At 67.7% G+C, this 15356-nt stretch carries 15 protein-coding genes; 9 read left to right on the plus strand and 6 right to left on the minus strand.

What is annotated here, in order from left to right:
* Positions 1–289 precede the first annotated feature (289 nt).
* The 7 genes from ACTZWT_RS20175 (at position 290) to ACTZWT_RS20205 (ending at position 5327) form a co-directional block, all read left to right on the plus strand.
* Positions 290–568 (plus strand): hypothetical protein, encoded by a 279-nt coding sequence (locus tag ACTZWT_RS20175; protein WP_444771463.1) that lies wholly within the window; start codon positions 290–292, stop codon positions 566–568.
* 43 nt (positions 569–611) lie between these two features.
* The gene (locus ACTZWT_RS20180; protein WP_444771464.1) at positions 612–839 is read left to right on the plus strand and encodes a hypothetical protein; all 228 of its coding nucleotides are present in this window, start codon (positions 612–614) and stop codon (positions 837–839) included.
* The gene (locus tag ACTZWT_RS20185; protein WP_444771465.1) at positions 836–1114 is read left to right on the plus strand and encodes a type II toxin-antitoxin system RelE/ParE family toxin; all 279 of its coding nucleotides are present in this window, start codon (positions 836–838) and stop codon (positions 1112–1114) included. The genes ACTZWT_RS20180 and ACTZWT_RS20185 overlap by 4 nt, the downstream gene beginning before the upstream one ends.
* A 153-nt stretch (positions 1115–1267) precedes the next feature.
* Positions 1268–1978 carry a Crp/Fnr family transcriptional regulator gene (locus ACTZWT_RS20190; protein ID WP_444771466.1) on the plus strand — a complete coding sequence of 237 codons (711 nt, stop codon included), beginning with the start codon at positions 1268–1270 and terminating at the stop codon, positions 1976–1978.
* A 129-nt stretch (positions 1979–2107) separates the two neighbouring features.
* Positions 2108–2311 carry a hypothetical protein gene (locus ACTZWT_RS20195; protein WP_444771467.1) on the plus strand — a complete coding sequence of 68 codons (204 nt, stop codon included), beginning with the start codon at positions 2108–2110 and terminating at the stop codon, positions 2309–2311.
* A 150-nt stretch (positions 2312–2461) separates the two neighbouring features.
* Positions 2462–3487 carry a Fe(3+) ABC transporter substrate-binding protein gene (locus tag ACTZWT_RS20200; protein WP_444771468.1) on the plus strand — a complete coding sequence of 342 codons (1026 nt, stop codon included), beginning with the start codon at positions 2462–2464 and terminating at the stop codon, positions 3485–3487.
* A gap of 181 nt (positions 3488–3668) precedes the next feature.
* Positions 3669–5327, plus strand: coding sequence for an ABC transporter permease (locus ACTZWT_RS20205; protein ID WP_444771529.1), 1659 nt, complete (start codon positions 3669–3671; stop codon positions 5325–5327).
* 25 nt (positions 5328–5352) lie between these two features.
* On the opposite strand, the gene ACTZWT_RS20210 is transcribed toward ACTZWT_RS20205, so the two are convergent.
* Entirely contained in the window at positions 5353–5529 is a 177-nt protein-coding gene (locus tag ACTZWT_RS20210) for a PLDc N-terminal domain-containing protein (RefSeq protein WP_011440359.1), read from the minus strand.
* A gap of 152 nt (positions 5530–5681) precedes the next feature.
* Between ACTZWT_RS20210 and ACTZWT_RS20215 the strand changes: the two genes are divergently transcribed.
* Positions 5682–6341 carry a hypothetical protein gene (locus tag ACTZWT_RS20215; RefSeq protein ID WP_444771469.1) on the plus strand — a complete coding sequence of 220 codons (660 nt, stop codon included), beginning with the start codon at positions 5682–5684 and terminating at the stop codon, positions 6339–6341.
* A 33-nt stretch (positions 6342–6374) separates the two neighbouring features.
* Here ACTZWT_RS20215 and ACTZWT_RS20220 read toward each other — a convergent pair whose 3' ends face one another.
* From ACTZWT_RS20220 to ACTZWT_RS20230, 3 genes are all read right to left on the minus strand, one after another.
* Complete coding sequence (locus ACTZWT_RS20220; RefSeq protein WP_444771470.1) at positions 6375–9104, minus strand: HAD-IC family P-type ATPase; 2730 nt, start codon at positions 9102–9104, stop codon at positions 6375–6377.
* Positions 9105–9662: 558 nt separating this feature from the next.
* Complete coding sequence (locus ACTZWT_RS20225) at positions 9663–10313, minus strand: 3-oxoacid CoA-transferase subunit B (protein WP_444771471.1); 651 nt, start codon at positions 10311–10313, stop codon at positions 9663–9665.
* An 11-nt stretch (positions 10314–10324) separates the two neighbouring features.
* A complete protein-coding gene (locus ACTZWT_RS20230; protein ID WP_322513918.1) occupies positions 10325–11041 on the minus strand; it encodes a CoA transferase subunit A in 717 nt (238 codons plus the stop codon).
* A gap of 199 nt (positions 11042–11240) precedes the next feature.
* Here ACTZWT_RS20230 and ACTZWT_RS20235 point away from each other — a divergent pair, with 199 nt between their 5' ends.
* Positions 11241–13196: an AsmA family protein gene (locus tag ACTZWT_RS20235; protein WP_444771472.1), complete on the plus strand. Its 1956-nt coding sequence runs from the start codon at positions 11241–11243 to the stop codon at positions 13194–13196.
* A 293-nt stretch (positions 13197–13489) separates the two neighbouring features.
* On the opposite strand, the gene ACTZWT_RS20240 is transcribed toward ACTZWT_RS20235, so the two are convergent.
* Together ACTZWT_RS20240 and ACTZWT_RS20245 are read right to left on the minus strand one after the other, a co-directional pair.
* Positions 13490–14290 carry an ABC transporter permease gene (locus ACTZWT_RS20240; RefSeq protein ID WP_444771473.1) on the minus strand — a complete coding sequence of 267 codons (801 nt, stop codon included), beginning with the start codon at positions 14288–14290 and terminating at the stop codon, positions 13490–13492.
* 145 nt (positions 14291–14435) lie between these two features.
* Positions 14436–15353: an ABC transporter permease gene (locus ACTZWT_RS20245; RefSeq protein ID WP_444771474.1), complete on the minus strand. Its 918-nt coding sequence runs from the start codon at positions 15351–15353 to the stop codon at positions 14436–14438.
* Positions 15354–15356 lie beyond the last annotated feature (3 nt).

Consider the following 15356-nt stretch of genomic DNA (forward strand, 5'->3'; position numbering starts at 1 on the left):
CGGGGATTTCTCCCGCCTCTGGCGCCCCCGTCCAGACACGAAAGCGGCGGCCGCTCGTAGTAGCGGCGGTCGGTCCCCTCGGCCTCCCGGAGGCGGGGAGCACGTCTGCCCCCGCCCGCAGGCGCCACCGCCTCACCCCACATCTCCAAGCGTCCCAGGAAACGCCCCTCGATGGGATGAGGTGATGGGAATATAATCATGATACGCAAGAATTGTCAATCGCTATTTTGCGCGCCTCGCCGAGCCGCAGCCATCAATGCGGCAATGTCATTCGTCAGGACCAAGGACTATGATCGACGCCGTTCATCGAGCCGCATGGTCGCCGCACCATGCCGGGGGAGTTTGTCGGCATCGTTGCAGAGGTCGCCATGGCAGAAAGCGCGAGCAACACACGGATGACGCCGACGCGCCGAACGGCCCGGCGACCTCGCCGGCGTCGGCTGGTCGAGCACCATCCGAGATCGCCGCAAAGTTGCTGGAGATCGGCGCGCGCTACGCCGCACTACCGGACACCGGGCTGAGCCCCGACGATATTCTTGGCTATGACCTAAACGGATTGCCGACCTGAGCCAAGGCTATCTGACAATTGGGAAATCGGCTATGGTTTCTGAATGACCAGACTTCTCGACCAGGCAATCGAATCCGTCCGAGAGCTGTCCGCCGATCGGCAGGATGAGTTGGCGCGGCTGTTGCTGCAATTCGTCGGGGTCGAGCAGCCAACCCTGGATCTCACGCCGGAAGAAGCCGCTTCGTTCGATGAATCACTGGCACAGGCCGAGCATGGCGAATTCGCCAGCGACGAGCTGGTCCGTGCGATCTGGGCGAAGCATGGGCTGTGAAGCTGCGCTTCACCATTCGCGCTGCAGCCGAACTCGACGAGATTCTAAGCTACATTGACGATCGATCACCGCAGGGTGCGTTGCACGTCAAGAAGCGCATCCATGCTGTCATCGGCCTGCTCCTTCAACACCCGGCCGCGGGTCGGCCAACCGTGAGGGGGATGCGCCGAGTGGTGGCGTATCCATATCCCTATTTGATCTTCTATCGGGCGACGGAGCAGGAGATCGTCATCCACGGTATCCGCCACAGCGCCCGCAAGCCCGCTCGGCAGTAAGCAGTGTCGTAGGGCGGTTAAGCCGAAGGCGTCATCCGCCGACCGCGCCGCAATGGCGGATGGCGCTGCGCTATCCGCCCTACTTCATCGACCCTTGCCTCAGCAGGCCATCCGCGATTTAGCTGGCTGCGCACCAACCAACCGCAGGATCGCATGGCGACCATCGACATCTCACTCGTTGCCAAGCTGCCGCTGTTCGCCGGCTGCAGCGCCGACGAGCTCGACGCCATCCTCAGGGAGGCCCGCTCGATCCGGGTTCCGAAGAACGCCAACGTGTTCGAACAGGGCGAGGAGGCGCATTCGTTCTTCGTACTGCTGCACGGCCATGTCCGCGCCAGCAAGATGACGCCGGCCGGCGAGCAGGTGGTGGTGCGCTATGTGGCGCCCGGCGAGACGCTGGGCGTGGCGATGGCGATCGGGCTTCAGAACTATCCGGCGACGGCGACCGCGGTCGACGACAGCGTCGTGCTGGCGTGGCCGACCGCGGCGTGGCCGCGCCTGGTCGAGCGCTATCCGTCGCTCGCCACCAACACGCTGCGCGCGGTCGGCACGCGGCTGCAGGAAACCCATTCCCGCGTCATCGAAATGTCGACCCAGCAGGTCGAGCAGCGCGTCGCGCATGCGCTGCTGCGGCTCGCCAGGCAATCCGGCCGCCCGGTCGAGAACGGCATCGCGATCGATTTTCCGATCAGCCGGCAGGACATCGCGCAAATGACGGGAACCACACTGCACACCGTCAGCCGGCTGCTGTCCGGCTGGGAGAGCCGCGGCCTGATCGAGGGCGGCCGCCAGCGCATCGTGCTGCGCGAACCGGGTCAGCTGGCCGCGCTCGCGGAACAGACGCCCGACGACGGGACGAATTGAGCCTGGAGAAATACCGCCGCGCGGGTCGCCGCGACCGCCACCCCGCGAATCGCTCGCAACCATCGCATTTGCGTTCCCCCGCGGGCTGTGTGCTAGGATATATCGCAGACGCGAGATGCGGGGGACGCCATGGTCGCGAACTATCACGTCGCCGTCGGCGACCAGAATGCGCTCGGTCAGTACCTCGTCGACCGCACAATCAGCGCCGACAAGCGCCCGCGGTTGCGGATTGCCTGCATCCATTGCGGCAAGGAATATTTCGTCGCCGACATCAATTTCCACAATTGTAAATGCCCGTCCTGTCAGAGCGACGACGGCCAAAACCTGAGCTGACGACGCTCGCTCCTGCCCGGCAGGCGGCGCCCGCGCCGCGACGCGAAAACTCGTGTCTGGAATCGCTCTAATCGCGACATTCCGCCGCGGCCCCCCTGCGAAGTGCTGAGCTACTGACACTCGGTATCAACTGTCCACGGAGCCCGCCGCATGAGCCGCTTTCGCGCCGCTGCCCTCGCCTTCGCCGCTGTCGTCTTCGCCGCCGTCGTCGCGCCGCTGCCAGCGGTCGCCGCCGACGAGGTCAACGTCTACACCTATCGCGAGACCAAGCTGGTTCAGCCGCTGTTCGACGCCTTCACCAAGGACACCGGCATCGCCGTCAACGTGATCTCGGCAAGCTCCGGGCTGGAGCAGCGGATCAAGGCCGAAGGCGCCAACAGCCCGGCCGACGTGCTGCTGACGGTCGATATCGGACGGATCGACGAGGCGGTCGCGGCCGGCGTCACCCAGCCGATCAAGTCGGCGGTGATCGACGAGATCGTGCCGGCGCGCTATCGCGACCCCGACGGCCACTGGGCCGGCATCTCGATGCGCGCGCGGGTGATCTACGCCTCGAAGGATCGCGTCAAGCAGGAGGCGATTACTTACGAGGAACTGGCCGATCCGAAATGGAAGGGCAAGATCTGCATCCGCTCCGGCCAGCACATCTACAACAACGCGCTGTTCGCCGCCTATGTGGCCAAGCACGGCGAGGAGAAGGCCGAGGCCTGGCTGCGCGGCCTCAAGGCCAATCTGGCGCAGAAGCCGTCGGGCGGCGACCGCGAGACCGCGCGCGACGTCGCGGCCGGCAAATGCGACCTCGGCATCGGCAACACCTATTACTGGGCGCTGATGCTGAAGGACCCCGACAAGAAGGCCTGGGCGGACGCGACCCGGGTGATCCTGCCGACCTTCGAGGGCGGCGGCACCCACGTCAATCTGTCCGGCGTGCTGCTGGCGAAGAACGCGCCCAACAAGGCCAACGGCGTCAAGCTGATCGAATGGCTGGCCGGCGAGAAGGCGCAGCAGATCTACGCCGACGCCAACTACGAATATCCGATCCGCCCCGGCGTGCCGCTCAACCCGACGATCGCCGGCTACGGCAGACTGACCGCGGACTCGCTGCCGATCGCCAGGATCGCCGCGCAACGCAAGACCGCCTCGACGCTGGTCGACAAGGTCGGGTTCGACAACTGAGCATGAGCGGGACGCGCGCCTTTTCCCTCTCCCCGCGTGGGAGAGGGCGGCTCGAATGAGCGAAGCGAATTCGAGACGGATGAGGGGGCGGGACGAGGCGCTGCGCCACGACCCCTCACCCGCCCTCGCTGCGCTCCGGCACCCTCTCCCACAAGGGGAGAGGGACGTGAGCGGCACGGCCATTCCTCGCCCGCAAGCCTATCGCCGTCCGTCCTCGCCGAGCGAAAACATCGCGCTCGGCATCGCCCTCCTGACCGCGCTGATCGTCGCCGCGCCGGTGATCAGCCTGGCGCTGACCGCACTGCAGCCGGCGGCCGACGTCTGGCCGCATCTCGTCGCTTACGTGCTGCCGCAATCGCTGCGCGACACCGCCTGGCTGCTGCTCGGCGTCGGCGGATTGACGCTGCTGATCGGCACCGCCACCGCGTGGCTGGTGTCGTCGCATGATTTCGCCGGCCGCACGCTGCTGGTGTGGCTGCTGCCGCTGCCGCTGGCGGTGCCGACCTATCTGTCGGCCTATGTGTATGTCGACCTGTTCGAGCCGCTCGGCCTGGCGCATCGCGCGCTGGCGCTGCTGATGCCGGCGGCGCAGGCGGTGCAGTGGCTGCCGCAGCTGCGCTCGCTGCCCGGCGCGGTGCTGCTGCTCGCGCTGGTGCTGTATCCGTATGTGTATCTGTCGGCGCGCGCGGTGTTTCAGGCGCAGAGCGCCGACGCGATCGAGGCGGCGCGCACGCTCGGCGCCTCGCGCCTCACGATCTGGCGGCGCGTCGTGCTGCCGATGGCGCGGCCGGCGCTGGCGGTCGGTGTCGCGCTGGCCGCGCTGGAAACGCTCAACGACATCGGCGCATCCGAATATCTCGGGGTCCGCACCCTCACCGTGTCGGTGTTCACCACCTGGCTCAACCGCGGCAGCCTCGCCGGCGCGGCACAATTGTCGCTGGTGCTGCTCGGCTTCGCGGCGCTGCTGATCACCATCGAGCGGATCGGCCGTCGCCGTGCCAGTACCGAATTCTCCGCCGAGAACCCGCGGCTGCGGCCGCGCACGCCGCTGCGCGGCGCGAAGGGCAGCCTCGCGTTTCTCGGCTGCCTGCTGCCGGCGCTGCTCGGCTTCGTCGTGCCGGCGGCGTATCTGCTCGGCGAAAGCCTGCGCCGCGGCCTCGCCGGACGGATCGATCCGTCGCTATGGCGCGACGCGCTGCATACGGTGACGCTGGCGTCGATCGCGACGCTGCTGGCGCTCGCGCTCGGGCTGATCGCGGTGCTTGCCGCGCGCTGGCGTGGCGGCCGCATCGCGACGACGGCGGTCGCGGTGGTGCAACTCGGCTACGCGCTGCCGGGACTGGTGCTGGCGCTCGGCCTGCTGGCGCCGCTGCTGGCGCTCGACGGCGCGCTGGTGGCGCTGGCGCAATCGGTCGGCCTCGCCTCGCCCGGCCTGCTGCTGATGAGCTCCGGCGGCGCGGTGGTCGCCGCCTATGTGATCCGCTTCCTCGCGGTGCCGACCGGAATGTTGAAGGCCGGCTTCGAACGAATTCCGCGCGACTACGACGATTCGGCGCGCGCCGCCGGCGCCTCGCGGCTGGTGACGCTGGCAAAGGTCGACCTGCCGCTGCTGCGGCCGGCGCTGGTCGGCGCCGCCATCCTGGTGTTCGTCGACTGCCTCAAGGAACTGCCGGCGACGCTGCTGCTGCGGCCGCTGAACGTCGAGACGCTGTCGACCTCGATCTATCAATACGCCAGCCGCGGCAGTTTCGAGGAGGGCGCGCTCGCCGCGCTGATCATCGTCGCCGCCAGCATTCCGCCGGTGATCTGGCTGACGCGGTTCTCCGATCTTCCGGAGTGAACCGCGCGCCGGCCCGGCCGAGCGGTTATTTCGGGCCCGCCAGCCACCAGATGATCAGGCCGACCACCGGCAGCACCAGGATCAGGATCACCCAGAGCACCTTGGCGCCGGTGCTGGCGCCGCTCTGAATCACACGAAAAATCGCCCAGATATCCAGAGCGAGAATGATCAGGCCGAGAAGGCCACCGAATTCGATACCCACCGGGCAATCTCCCTTTGCTTGACTGACGCTCGGAATTCGACAGGGCAATGGGCCAGAGGCGCGATGGTTCCATCCAGGAACCGGCGTCTCCCGCAGCTGCGACAACCGGCGGCGCTGGCCATCCCGGCCGCCGCGGCGTATAAGCTCGCAACATGCTGACGGTCCAACGAATCCATGTTCCCGCAGGCCGCCGCACGCTCGCCGTCGCGGCGATCGTGCTGGGCCTCGGATCGGGCGCGGCCCATGCCCAGGCCGGGCCGGTGCGCTACTGGATCCCCGGCGGCCCGTTCGGCTTCGGCGGCGGCGTGACCGAGAGCTGGGGCACGGCGGGCTGGAGCGACGTGCCGGGCTTCGCGGCGTTGAGCAGCGTCGACGAGGACGGCTTTCGGACCGGTTTCGTCGCGCGCAGCTACAGCGCCCCGGTCAATGCCTTCGCCAGCGGCCTCGGCTGGCGCGGCTTCGGCGGGATCGGCGGCGCCGGCGCATTCGGCAATTTCGGTTCGCTGGCCCTGGAAGGCTCGCAATACGGCTACAACTTCAAGGGCGTCGGCGGGCTGCCGGTGACGCTGTTCGGCGGCGTCGATCAACTGAAATATCAGCCCGACGTGTTCAGCTCGTTGACCTCGCCGGGCTTCTCGAGCAGCACCAATGCCGCCACCGCCGTCCACGCCGGCATCGAGATCCGGCCGACCTCGAATCTCAGCCTGTCGTTTTCGGGCAGCTACGTCCAGCCGGGCGGCGCCGTCGACAGCGACATCCGCTCGAATCTGCTGCCGGGCGAATCGACGATGTTCTCGGGCGGGCGGCGATAAGCCCGTCCGGTTTCGACCGGGTCAGGCCTGAAGTTACGCACCGCCGGGCGTCGACCAGCGCTTTTCGATCTCCACCAGCACCAGCAGGACGACGCCGACCGCGACGATGACGAGACCGTCGGCGAGCGACACCGCGCGGGTATCGAACACTTTCTGCAGCGGCGGGGCGTAGGTGAAGGCTAGCTGCGCGATCACCACGATCGCCACGCCGATCAGCACCGCGGGCGTGCCGACCACGCCGCGCCAGGTCAGCGACGGGCCGCGAATGTAGCGGATGCTGAACAGATAGAAGATCTCCATCACCACCAGCGCGTTGACCGCCATGGTGCGGGCGGTCTCGACCGGCAGCTCACGCGTGGTCGCCCAGGCGTAGATCCCGAACGTGCTCGCCACCATCAGCACCGACACGAACACGATCCGCCACAGCAGCAGCGCCGACAACAGCGGCTGTTTCGCCGGGCGCGCCGGACGCCGCATCGCGTTCGGCTCGGTCGGCTCGAACGCCAGCGTCAGGCCGAGCGCGACCGCGGTGACCATGTTGATCCACAGGATCTGGATCGCCGTCACCGGCAGAGTCAGCCCGAACGCGATGGCGAGGATGATCGTCAGCGCTTCGCCGCCATTGGTCGGCAGCGTCCAGCCGATCACCTTGGTGAGGTTGTCGTTGACCGTGCGGCCCTCGCGGACGGCGGCGGCGATCGAGGCGAAATTGTCGTCGGCCAGCACCATCTCGCTGGCCTCCTTGGCGGCCTCGGTGCCGTTGGCGCCCATCGCGATGCCGACATCGGCCCGTTTCAGCGCCGGGGCGTCGTTGACGCCGTCGCCGGTCATGGCGATGACGGAGCCGTCCTCCTGCAGCGCCTCGATCAGCCGCAACTTGTGTTCGGGACTGGCGCGGGCGAACACGACCGCCTCGTGGGCATAGCGGCGGAACACGTCGTCTTCGGCGACATCGAGATCGCGTCCGGTCACCGTGATCGGATCGTCGGAGAGGCCGAGCTGCAGCGCGATCGCGCGTGCAGTGGCGGCGTGATCGCCGGTGATCATCTTCACCCGGATGCCGGCCGCGCGGCACTCGGCGACCGCGTCGATCGCTTCGGGGCGCGGCGGATCGATCAGCCCCACCAGGCCGAGCAGCGTCAGGCCTTGCGCCACGTCGGCCGGCGCGAGATCGCGGACGTCGCCCGGCAGGCGGCGGCGGGCGATCGCCAGCACGCGTTGACCGCTGGCGGCCAGCGCGTCGCTCTGGCGATCGAACCAGTCGCGATCGAGCGGCCGCACGCCGTCGATCGTCGCGACATCGCCGCACATCGAAAGCACCGATTCCGGCGCGCCTTTGACATAGACGACGGGCTCGCCGTCGCACAGGTGCAGCGTCGCCATGAAGCGATGCCGCGGATCGAACGGAAGGTCGTCGATGCGCGAAAACGCGGCCACAGCCGCGGCGCGGTCATGGCCGGCCTTGACCGCCAGCGCGACCAGCGCGCCTTCCATCGGATCGCCGTCGACGACCCAGTCGGCGCCGAGCTGGCGCAGGCCGGCGTTGTTGCACAACAGCGCGGCGAGCGTGAGCTGCTCGAGCACGGCGTCCGCGGCAGGATCGATCGCCCCGGTCCCATCGAGGCGAAAGCCGCCTTTGGGCTCATAGCCGACGCCCTCGACCTCGATCCGGCCGCGCGCGGCCACGACGGTCCGCACCGTCATCTGGTTGCGCGTCAGCGTGCCGGTCTTGTCGGAGCAGATCACCGAGACCGAGCCCAGCGTCTCCACCGCAGGCAGCCGGCGGATGATGGCGTTGCGCCGCGCCATCCGCTGCAGGCCGACCGCGAGCGTGATCGTCATCACCGCCGGCAGGCCTTCGGGGATCGCCGACACCGCCAGCCCGATCACGATCATGAACGCTTCGTCGAGGCGGTAGGCCTGCACGAACACCGCATAGGCGAACACCAGCACCGAGACCGCGAGCACCACGAAGGTGACCTGCCGCGCGAACTGATCCATCTGCCGCACCAGCGGCGTCGCCAGCTTCTCGACCGCGCCGATCATGGCGCTGATGCGGCCGAGCTCGGTGGCGCCGCCGGTGGCGATGACCACGCCGGTGCCCTCGCCTTCGGTCACCAGCGTGCCGGAGAACGCCATGCACTGGCGGTCGCCGAGCGACGCGTCGGCCGCCACCGCGACGTCGTTCTTTTCGGCCGGCACGGATTCGCCGGTGAGGATGGCTTCGTCGATGCGCAGATTGCGCGCGCGCAGAATCCGCAGGTCGGCCGGAACCCGGTCGCCGGCCTCGAGCACCATGACATCGCCCGGCGCCACGTGATCGGCGGCGATCGTGACCCGGCGACCGTCGCGCAGCACCGAGGCGTGCGGCTCGATCATCTTGTGGATCGCCTCCAGCGCCTTCTCGGCCTTGCCCTCCTGGACGAAGCCGATCACCGCGTTGATCAGCACGACGGCGACGATCACCATCGCGTCGGTGACGTGGCCGATCGCGCCCGCCAGCACGCCCGCGGCCAGCAGCACGTAGATCAGCAGATTGTGGAACTGCAGCGCGAACCGCAGCAGCGCGCTGCGCTCGGCTTTGGCGGGCAGACGATTGAAGCCGAAGGTGGCGAGCCGCCGCGACGCCTCGTCCTCCGTCAGCCCGTCCGCCCGGCTGCGCATCGCGGCGAGCGCGGCGCCGGCGTCGAGCGCGTGCCAGTTCTGAATCGACGCGTCGGGCGCATCGTCGCGTCGAAGGGCCGAGCTATCCGTGGGTGCCATGAATTCCGTTCCAAGATGTCATGCGCCTCGGCGCCGCAGGATGAACTACGTCGTCTCTTGCTCCGACCGTGGGATGAGTCAGCGGCGCGAGGCAACCCACGGCGAACATCGCACGAGCGCATGATGATTTGCCGACGGATCGGAGATGGCATTGAGCCACGTCATGAAGACGCATGCGACGATGCCGCGCGTCGCGATGACGAGGTCATCGACGGGAACGCGCGAATGCCGGTGATGGTTGCGACAATGGACGTCGCGGAGTCGCGCCGACGTGACACGCGACGTTTCGTGCGACACAATGCCGCCGAGCGCGCGTCATCCTTCGCGGCTCGGGCTTTCGCCCTCGCACCTCGGAGCCTGACCGAAAACGTAGGCCGCAACGCCCCATCCCCGTCATTGCGAGCGAAGCGAACCAATCCACTGCGCCGAGCACAGGAGTCTGGATTGCTTCTTCGCGGAGCCTGTGCTCGGACGGCGCGAAGCGCCGATCCGGGCGCTCCTCGCAAAGACGAATTCAAATGCCTGATCTAATGAGGAGCCCGTCCTCGCGGCGACGTACTACGCGTTCTTCAGCGCGACGCGGAATTCGGCTTCGGTGTTGGCTTTGACCTCGTCGAGCGTGACGCCGTCGGCGAGTTCGATCAGCGCCATGCCGTCGTTGCCGTGCTTGTCGATGGTGAATACCGCCAGATCAGTCACCACCATGTCGACGACGCGCTCGCCGGTCAGCGGCAGGTTGCATTGCTTCAGCAGCTTCGGGCCGTCCTTGGCGGAGTGCTCCATCACCACCACGACGCGCTTGACGCCGGCGACGAGGTCCATCGCGCCGCCCATGCCCTTGACCATCTTGCCGGGGATCATCCAGTTGGCGAGATCGCCGTTCTGGGCCACCTGCATGGCGCCGAGGATCGACAGGTCGATGTGGCCGCCGCGCACCATCGCGAACGAATCCGCGCTGGAGAAGTAACTGGTCGACGGCAGTTCGGTGACAGTCTGCTTGCCGGCGTTGATCAGGTCGGGATCTTCCTCGCCCTCGTAGGGGAACGGGCCCATGCCGAGCATGCCGTTCTCGCTCTGCAGCACGACGTCGACGCCGTCGGGAATGTAGTTCGACACCAGCGTCGGAATCCCGATGCCGAGATTGACGTAGAAACCGTCGCGCAATTCCTTCGCGGCGCGCGCCGCCATCTGTTCGCGGGTCCAGGCCATCAGAACTCTCCTCAGGTTGCCGCGGCTTCAGGGCGCTTGCGGGTGGTGCGCTGCTCGATGTGCTTCTTGGCGGAGCCGACTTCGATGATGCGCTGGACGAAGATGCCGGGCGTGTGGATGTGATCGGGATCGATCTCGCCGGCCGGCACCAGATGCTCGACCTCGGCGATGGTGATCTTGGCTGCGGTCGCCATCATCGGATTGAAGTTACGCGCGGTCTTCCGATAGACCAGATTACCAGCGGTATCGCCCTTCCAGGCGTGCACGATCGCCAGATCGCCGAACAGGCCGCGTTCCATGACGTACTTCTCGCCGTCGAACTCGCGGATCTCCTTGCCTTCCGCGACCAGGGTGCCGACGCCGGTCTTGGTGAAGAATGCCGGGATGCCGGCGCCGCCGGCGCGGATGCGCTCGGCCAGCGTGCCCTGCGGGGCGAATTCGAGCTCCAGCTCGCCTGCAAGGAACTGCTGGGCGAACAGCTTGTTCTCGCCCACATAGGACGAGATCATCTTCTTGATCTGCCGGGTCTCCAGCAGCCTGGAGAGGCCGATGCCGTCGACGCCGGCATTGTTCGAGACCACGGTGAGGTCCTTGACCCCGGAATCGCGCAGCGCGTCCGACAGCGTCTCGGCGATGCCGCACAGCCCGAAACCGCCGGACATGATCATCATGCCGTCCCGCAGGATTCCGGCGAGAGCCGATTGGGCGTCGGGAAAAACCTTGTTCATGATGCAGGGACCTGATGAGAGGAGCTGTTCTGCGAGCGCGTCTATTCAGCAAAAACGGCGCGGGCCGTCAATTGCGCCGAGACGCTGCGGCCCGGAAGGCCTTGAAAGAGACAAGAAAAACGATCAAGTTGCCGCCGAGCAGGGGGCCAGCGGGCCCCGCCCTTTCACCCCCCTCATCTGACCCGGATCTTCATTGGCGATGGCCCAGGGAATCAAGCGCCTCGGGATATCGGTTGCGGCGCTGATCGTTCTGGCCGTGATCGGCGCGCTGGCGCTGTCGCTGCTGATCGACCGCGGGGCGATGCGGCAGGCGGTCGAGGCGCAGTTGCGCGCCGCGACCGGGCTCGAACTGGCGATCGACGGCGACATCGAGATCGCGATCTTTCCGCGCAGCTACGTCACCTTTTCGGCGGTTCGGCTGAAGGGCGACGGCGACGCCGACAGCGCGCTGGTCGTCGAGACGCTCACCGCCAATCTGCGACTGCTGCCGCTGCTGCTGCGCCGCTTCGAGATCGCCGACATCGTGCTGATCAAGCCGTCGATCCGCGTCGTCCGCGACGCCGACGGCGGCAGCAACTGGACGCCGTTCATCAAGAGCCTGACGCGGACGATGAAGCCCGGGCTCGACGATCAGGTGTCGTTCTCCGAGATCCGGCTGCAGGACGGCGTGCTCAGCTATCGCGACGACGCCGGCAAGATCAGCGAAACCCTCGCCGACATCGATCTGTCGCTGGCGTGGCCGTCGATCTCCCGCACCTTCGCGGCCGCCGGCCAGTTCGACTGGCGCGGCGAGCGCCTCGACGGCAGCATCAGCGTCAACGATTTCATCGCCGCACTGGCGGGCGAACGCTCCGGCCTGAAGCTGCGGCTCGCCGGCGCGCCGATGAAGATCGCGTTCGACGGCGCGATCGGCAACAAATCCAGCCTGGTACTGGAGGGCACCCTCAGCGCCGACAGCGTCTCGCTGCGCAACGCGCTGCGCTGGGCCGGCCAGGAACCGCCCGGCGCCGGCGGCTTCGGCCGCTTCGCGATGAAGGCGCGCGCCAATCTGGTCGGGCCGGCGATCGCGCTGACCAACGTCAATATCGAGCTCGACAAGAACGTCGCCGAAGGCGTGATGACCTACACCATCGCCGGCAATCATCGGGGCCTGCAGGCGACGCTCGCCGCCGGCATGATCGACGTCACGCCGTATTTGTCGACGATCCGGCTGCTGACCAGCGGTGCGCGCGACTGGAACCGGCAATTGTTCGATCTGGGCGCCGCCAACCCGGTCGATCTCGATGTCCGGCTGTCCGCCGCCAAGGTCACGCTCGGCTCCTCGACGCTCGGCCGCACCGCGCTCAGCGCCAATCTGCGCGGCGGCGCGCTGGCGCTCAGCGTCGGCGAGGCGCAGGTCTATGGCGGCATCGTCCGCGGCACGCTCGGCGTCACCCGGCGCGACAGCGTCGCCAACATCAAGACCCAGTTCCAGTTCAACGACGTCGACCTCGAAGCCTGCGCTGCCGATCTGCTCGGCGTGCGCAATCTGTCGGGCCGCGGCAATCTCAGCATCGCGCTGGAGGCGTCCGGGTCGAGCCCGTTCGGGCTGGCGCAGTCGCTCGACGGCTCGGCGCTGCTGACCGGCCATGACGGCGCCATCACCGGCTTCAATGTCGAGCAATTGCTGAAGCGGCTGGAGCGTCGGCCGCTGTCCGGCGGCGGCAATTTCCGCAACGGCAAGACGCCGTTCACCACGCTCAACGTCGCGGTGCGGTTCAGCGACGGCGTCGCCACCGCCGACGACATCCGGATCGATGGTCCGACCGCGCGGATCTCGCTGACCGGCACCGCCTCGGTGCCGTCGCGCGAATACGACCTCAAGGGCGTCGCCAGCCTCGCCAATGTGCCCGGCGCACCCGGCTTCAACCTGCCGTTCATCGTCGAGGGGCCGTGGGACGATCCCCTGATCTTCCCCGACCCGGAAAGCCTGATCCGCCGCTCGCCGGCCTCGGCGCCGCTGCTCGACGCGGTGAAGGACAGGAAGACCCGCGACGCGGTGCGCTCGGTGCTGGAGCGCATCACCGGCGGCCGCAAGGCCGATCCCGACGCGGCCGCCGAGCCGCCGGCGGCGCCCGCCGCCGCAGCGCCGGACGCTTCGCCGAAGGCGAACTGATCAGTTCGCTGCTTGTGGAGTCGTCATCCTGAGGAGCTCACCGACTTCGGCGAGCCTCGAAGGATGCGGCTGCGCGCGAGGTGCCTTGCGGCCATCCTTCGAGGCGCGCAAGGGCGCGCACCTCAGGATGACGGTGTGCATCCTTGCAGCCCCATCGTTCGTGCGCTGACTGCCATTCTCCCGTCATTGCGAGCGCAGCGAAGCAATCCAGTGCTCCGTGCACGGCACCTCTGGATTGCTTCGTCGGCTTCGCCTCCTCGCAATGACGGTGAGCAGGCGCGTCACATCGGCCCTCACATCGGCGCGGCGCTGTCGGCCTTGGCGCGGGACAGTTTCGAGGCCAGCGAGGCGATCACGATCGCCAGCGTCACCACGGCGATGATCAGCGTACAGATCGCGTTGATCTGCGGCTTCACGCCGAGCCGCACTTCCGAATAGATCCGGATCGGCAGCGTCGCCGAGCCGGGGCCGGTGGTGAAGCTGGCGATCACCAGATCGTCGAGCGACAGCGCGAAGGCGAGCATCCAGCCGGCCGCGATCGCCGGCCAGATCAGCGGCACGGTGGCCTGAAAGAACGCCTCGACCGGGCCGCAGCCGAGATCCATCGCCGCCTCCTCATAGCTGCGGTCGAGCGAGCCGAGCCGCGACTGCACCACCACCGCGACGAAGCACATCGTCAGCGTGGTGTGGGCGATCGTCACGGTCCAGAAGCCGCGCTCGGCATTCAGCGCCACGAACAGCAGCAGCAGCGACAGGCCGGTGATCACTTCTGGCATCACCAGCGGCGCGTACAGCATCCCCGAGAACAGCGTACGGCCGCGGAAGTGCCCGGCGCGCGACAGCGCCACCGCCGCCAGCGTGCCGAGCACCGCGGCCGCGGTCGCCGACGCCAGCGCCACCTTGAGGCTCATCCAGGCAGCCGCCAGCATCGCCTCGTCCTGGAATAATTCGCGATACCAGCGCAGCGACCAGCCACCCCAAACCGTGACTAGGCGGGAATCGTTGAACGAGTAGATCACCATGATCACGATCGGCAGATACAGGAACGCCAGGCCGAGCGTCAGCGACACGAGGTTGAAGCGGGAGAGTTTCATGGGCGATCCCCTCCTGCTCCCCTCCCCCTTGCGGGGAGGGGTCGGGGGTGGGGGTCAACAACGGGAGCCACGCTCCGGGGCACCCCCCACCCCGACCCTCCCCCGCAAGGGGGGAGGGAGAAGACCGTCCCCGCCGCACCGCCCATCACCGCCCTCCTTCGAGCTGGCGGCGCTGCAGGCGCTCGTAGATCATCAGCGGCAGCAGCAGCACGGCGAGAAGCACCACCGCGATCGCCGAGGCCACCGGCCAGTCGCGGTTGGTGAAGAACTCCAGCCACAGCGTCTGCCCGATCATCAGCGAGCCGGAGCCGGCCAACAGATCCGGGATCACGAACTCGCCGACGATCGGAATGAAGCACAGCAAGACGCCGGCGCCGATGCCGGGCAGCGACAGCGGAAACGTCACCAGCCAGAACGCCCGGCGCGGCGAGCAGCCGAGATCGGCGGCGGCCTCGTTCAGCGACGGCGGCAGCTTCGCCAGCGTCGCGTACAGCGGCAGCACCATGAACGGCAGATACGAATAGACGATGCCGATATACATCGCGGTATCGGTCGACAGCCACACCAGCGGCGCCGAGACCAGATGCAGCGCCAGCAGCGTCTGGTTCAACAGGCCGTCGTGCTGCAGAATGTTGATCCAGGCGTAGATCCGGATCAGGAACGAGGTCCAGAACGGCACGATCACCAGCATCATCGCCAACGGCTGCCAGCCCCGCGGCAGCCGCGCCATCGCGTAGGCGATCGGATAGCCGATCACCAGCAGGATCGCGGTCGAGACCGCGGCGACGACGAGGCTGCGCAGATAGGACAGGACGTAGAGATTGTCCGAGATCAGCAGCCGGAAATTGTCGAGCGACAGCGCCGCGAACGCCGCGACGAGCGCGTCCCAGCCGGCGGCGATGTCGAACACCGGCGTGTAAGGCGGCTGCGCGATCGCGGTCTGCGACAGACTGATCTTCACCACGAAGCCGAACGGCACCAGAAAGAACAGCGCCATCCAGAGATACGGCGCGACCGCCGCGATGCGGGCGGGCCTCGTGAAGATCTGCCGTGCGCCGCTCATCGG

Origin of the sequence: Rhodopseudomonas sp. NSM, assembly GCF_052445935.1 — a bacterium.
Classification (GTDB): Bacteria; Pseudomonadota; Alphaproteobacteria; order Rhizobiales; family Xanthobacteraceae; genus Rhodopseudomonas.

What these genes read in the sequence shown, in the direction of transcription:
- ACTZWT_RS20240 (WP_444771473.1), bottom strand. Translation starts at nt 14,290, where the DNA reads ATGAAACTCTCCCGCTTCAACCTCGTGTCGCTGACGCTCGGCCTGGCG.
- ACTZWT_RS20195 (WP_444771467.1), top strand. Translation starts at nt 2,108, where the DNA reads ATGGTCGCGAACTATCACGTCGCCGTCGGCGACCAGAATGCGCTCGGT.
- ACTZWT_RS20235 (WP_444771472.1), top strand. Translation starts at nt 11,241, where the DNA reads ATGGCCCAGGGAATCAAGCGCCTCGGGATATCGGTTGCGGCGCTGATC.
- ACTZWT_RS20180 (WP_444771464.1), top strand. Translation starts at nt 612, where the DNA reads ATGACCAGACTTCTCGACCAGGCAATCGAATCCGTCCGAGAGCTGTCC.
- ACTZWT_RS20200 (WP_444771468.1), top strand. Translation starts at nt 2,462, where the DNA reads ATGAGCCGCTTTCGCGCCGCTGCCCTCGCCTTCGCCGCTGTCGTCTTC.
- ACTZWT_RS20215 (WP_444771469.1), top strand. Translation starts at nt 5,682, where the DNA reads ATGCTGACGGTCCAACGAATCCATGTTCCCGCAGGCCGCCGCACGCTC.
- ACTZWT_RS20175 (WP_444771463.1), top strand. Translation starts at nt 290, where the DNA reads ATGATCGACGCCGTTCATCGAGCCGCATGGTCGCCGCACCATGCCGGG.
- ACTZWT_RS20230 (WP_322513918.1), bottom strand. Translation starts at nt 11,041, where the DNA reads ATGAACAAGGTTTTTCCCGACGCCCAATCGGCTCTCGCCGGAATCCTG.
- ACTZWT_RS20220 (WP_444771470.1), bottom strand. Translation starts at nt 9,104, where the DNA reads ATGGCACCCACGGATAGCTCGGCCCTTCGACGCGACGATGCGCCCGAC.
- ACTZWT_RS20190 (WP_444771466.1), top strand. Translation starts at nt 1,268, where the DNA reads ATGGCGACCATCGACATCTCACTCGTTGCCAAGCTGCCGCTGTTCGCC.
- ACTZWT_RS20245 (WP_444771474.1), bottom strand. Translation starts at nt 15,353, where the DNA reads ATGAGCGGCGCACGGCAGATCTTCACGAGGCCCGCCCGCATCGCGGCG.
- ACTZWT_RS20225 (WP_444771471.1), bottom strand. Translation starts at nt 10,313, where the DNA reads ATGGCCTGGACCCGCGAACAGATGGCGGCGCGCGCCGCGAAGGAATTG.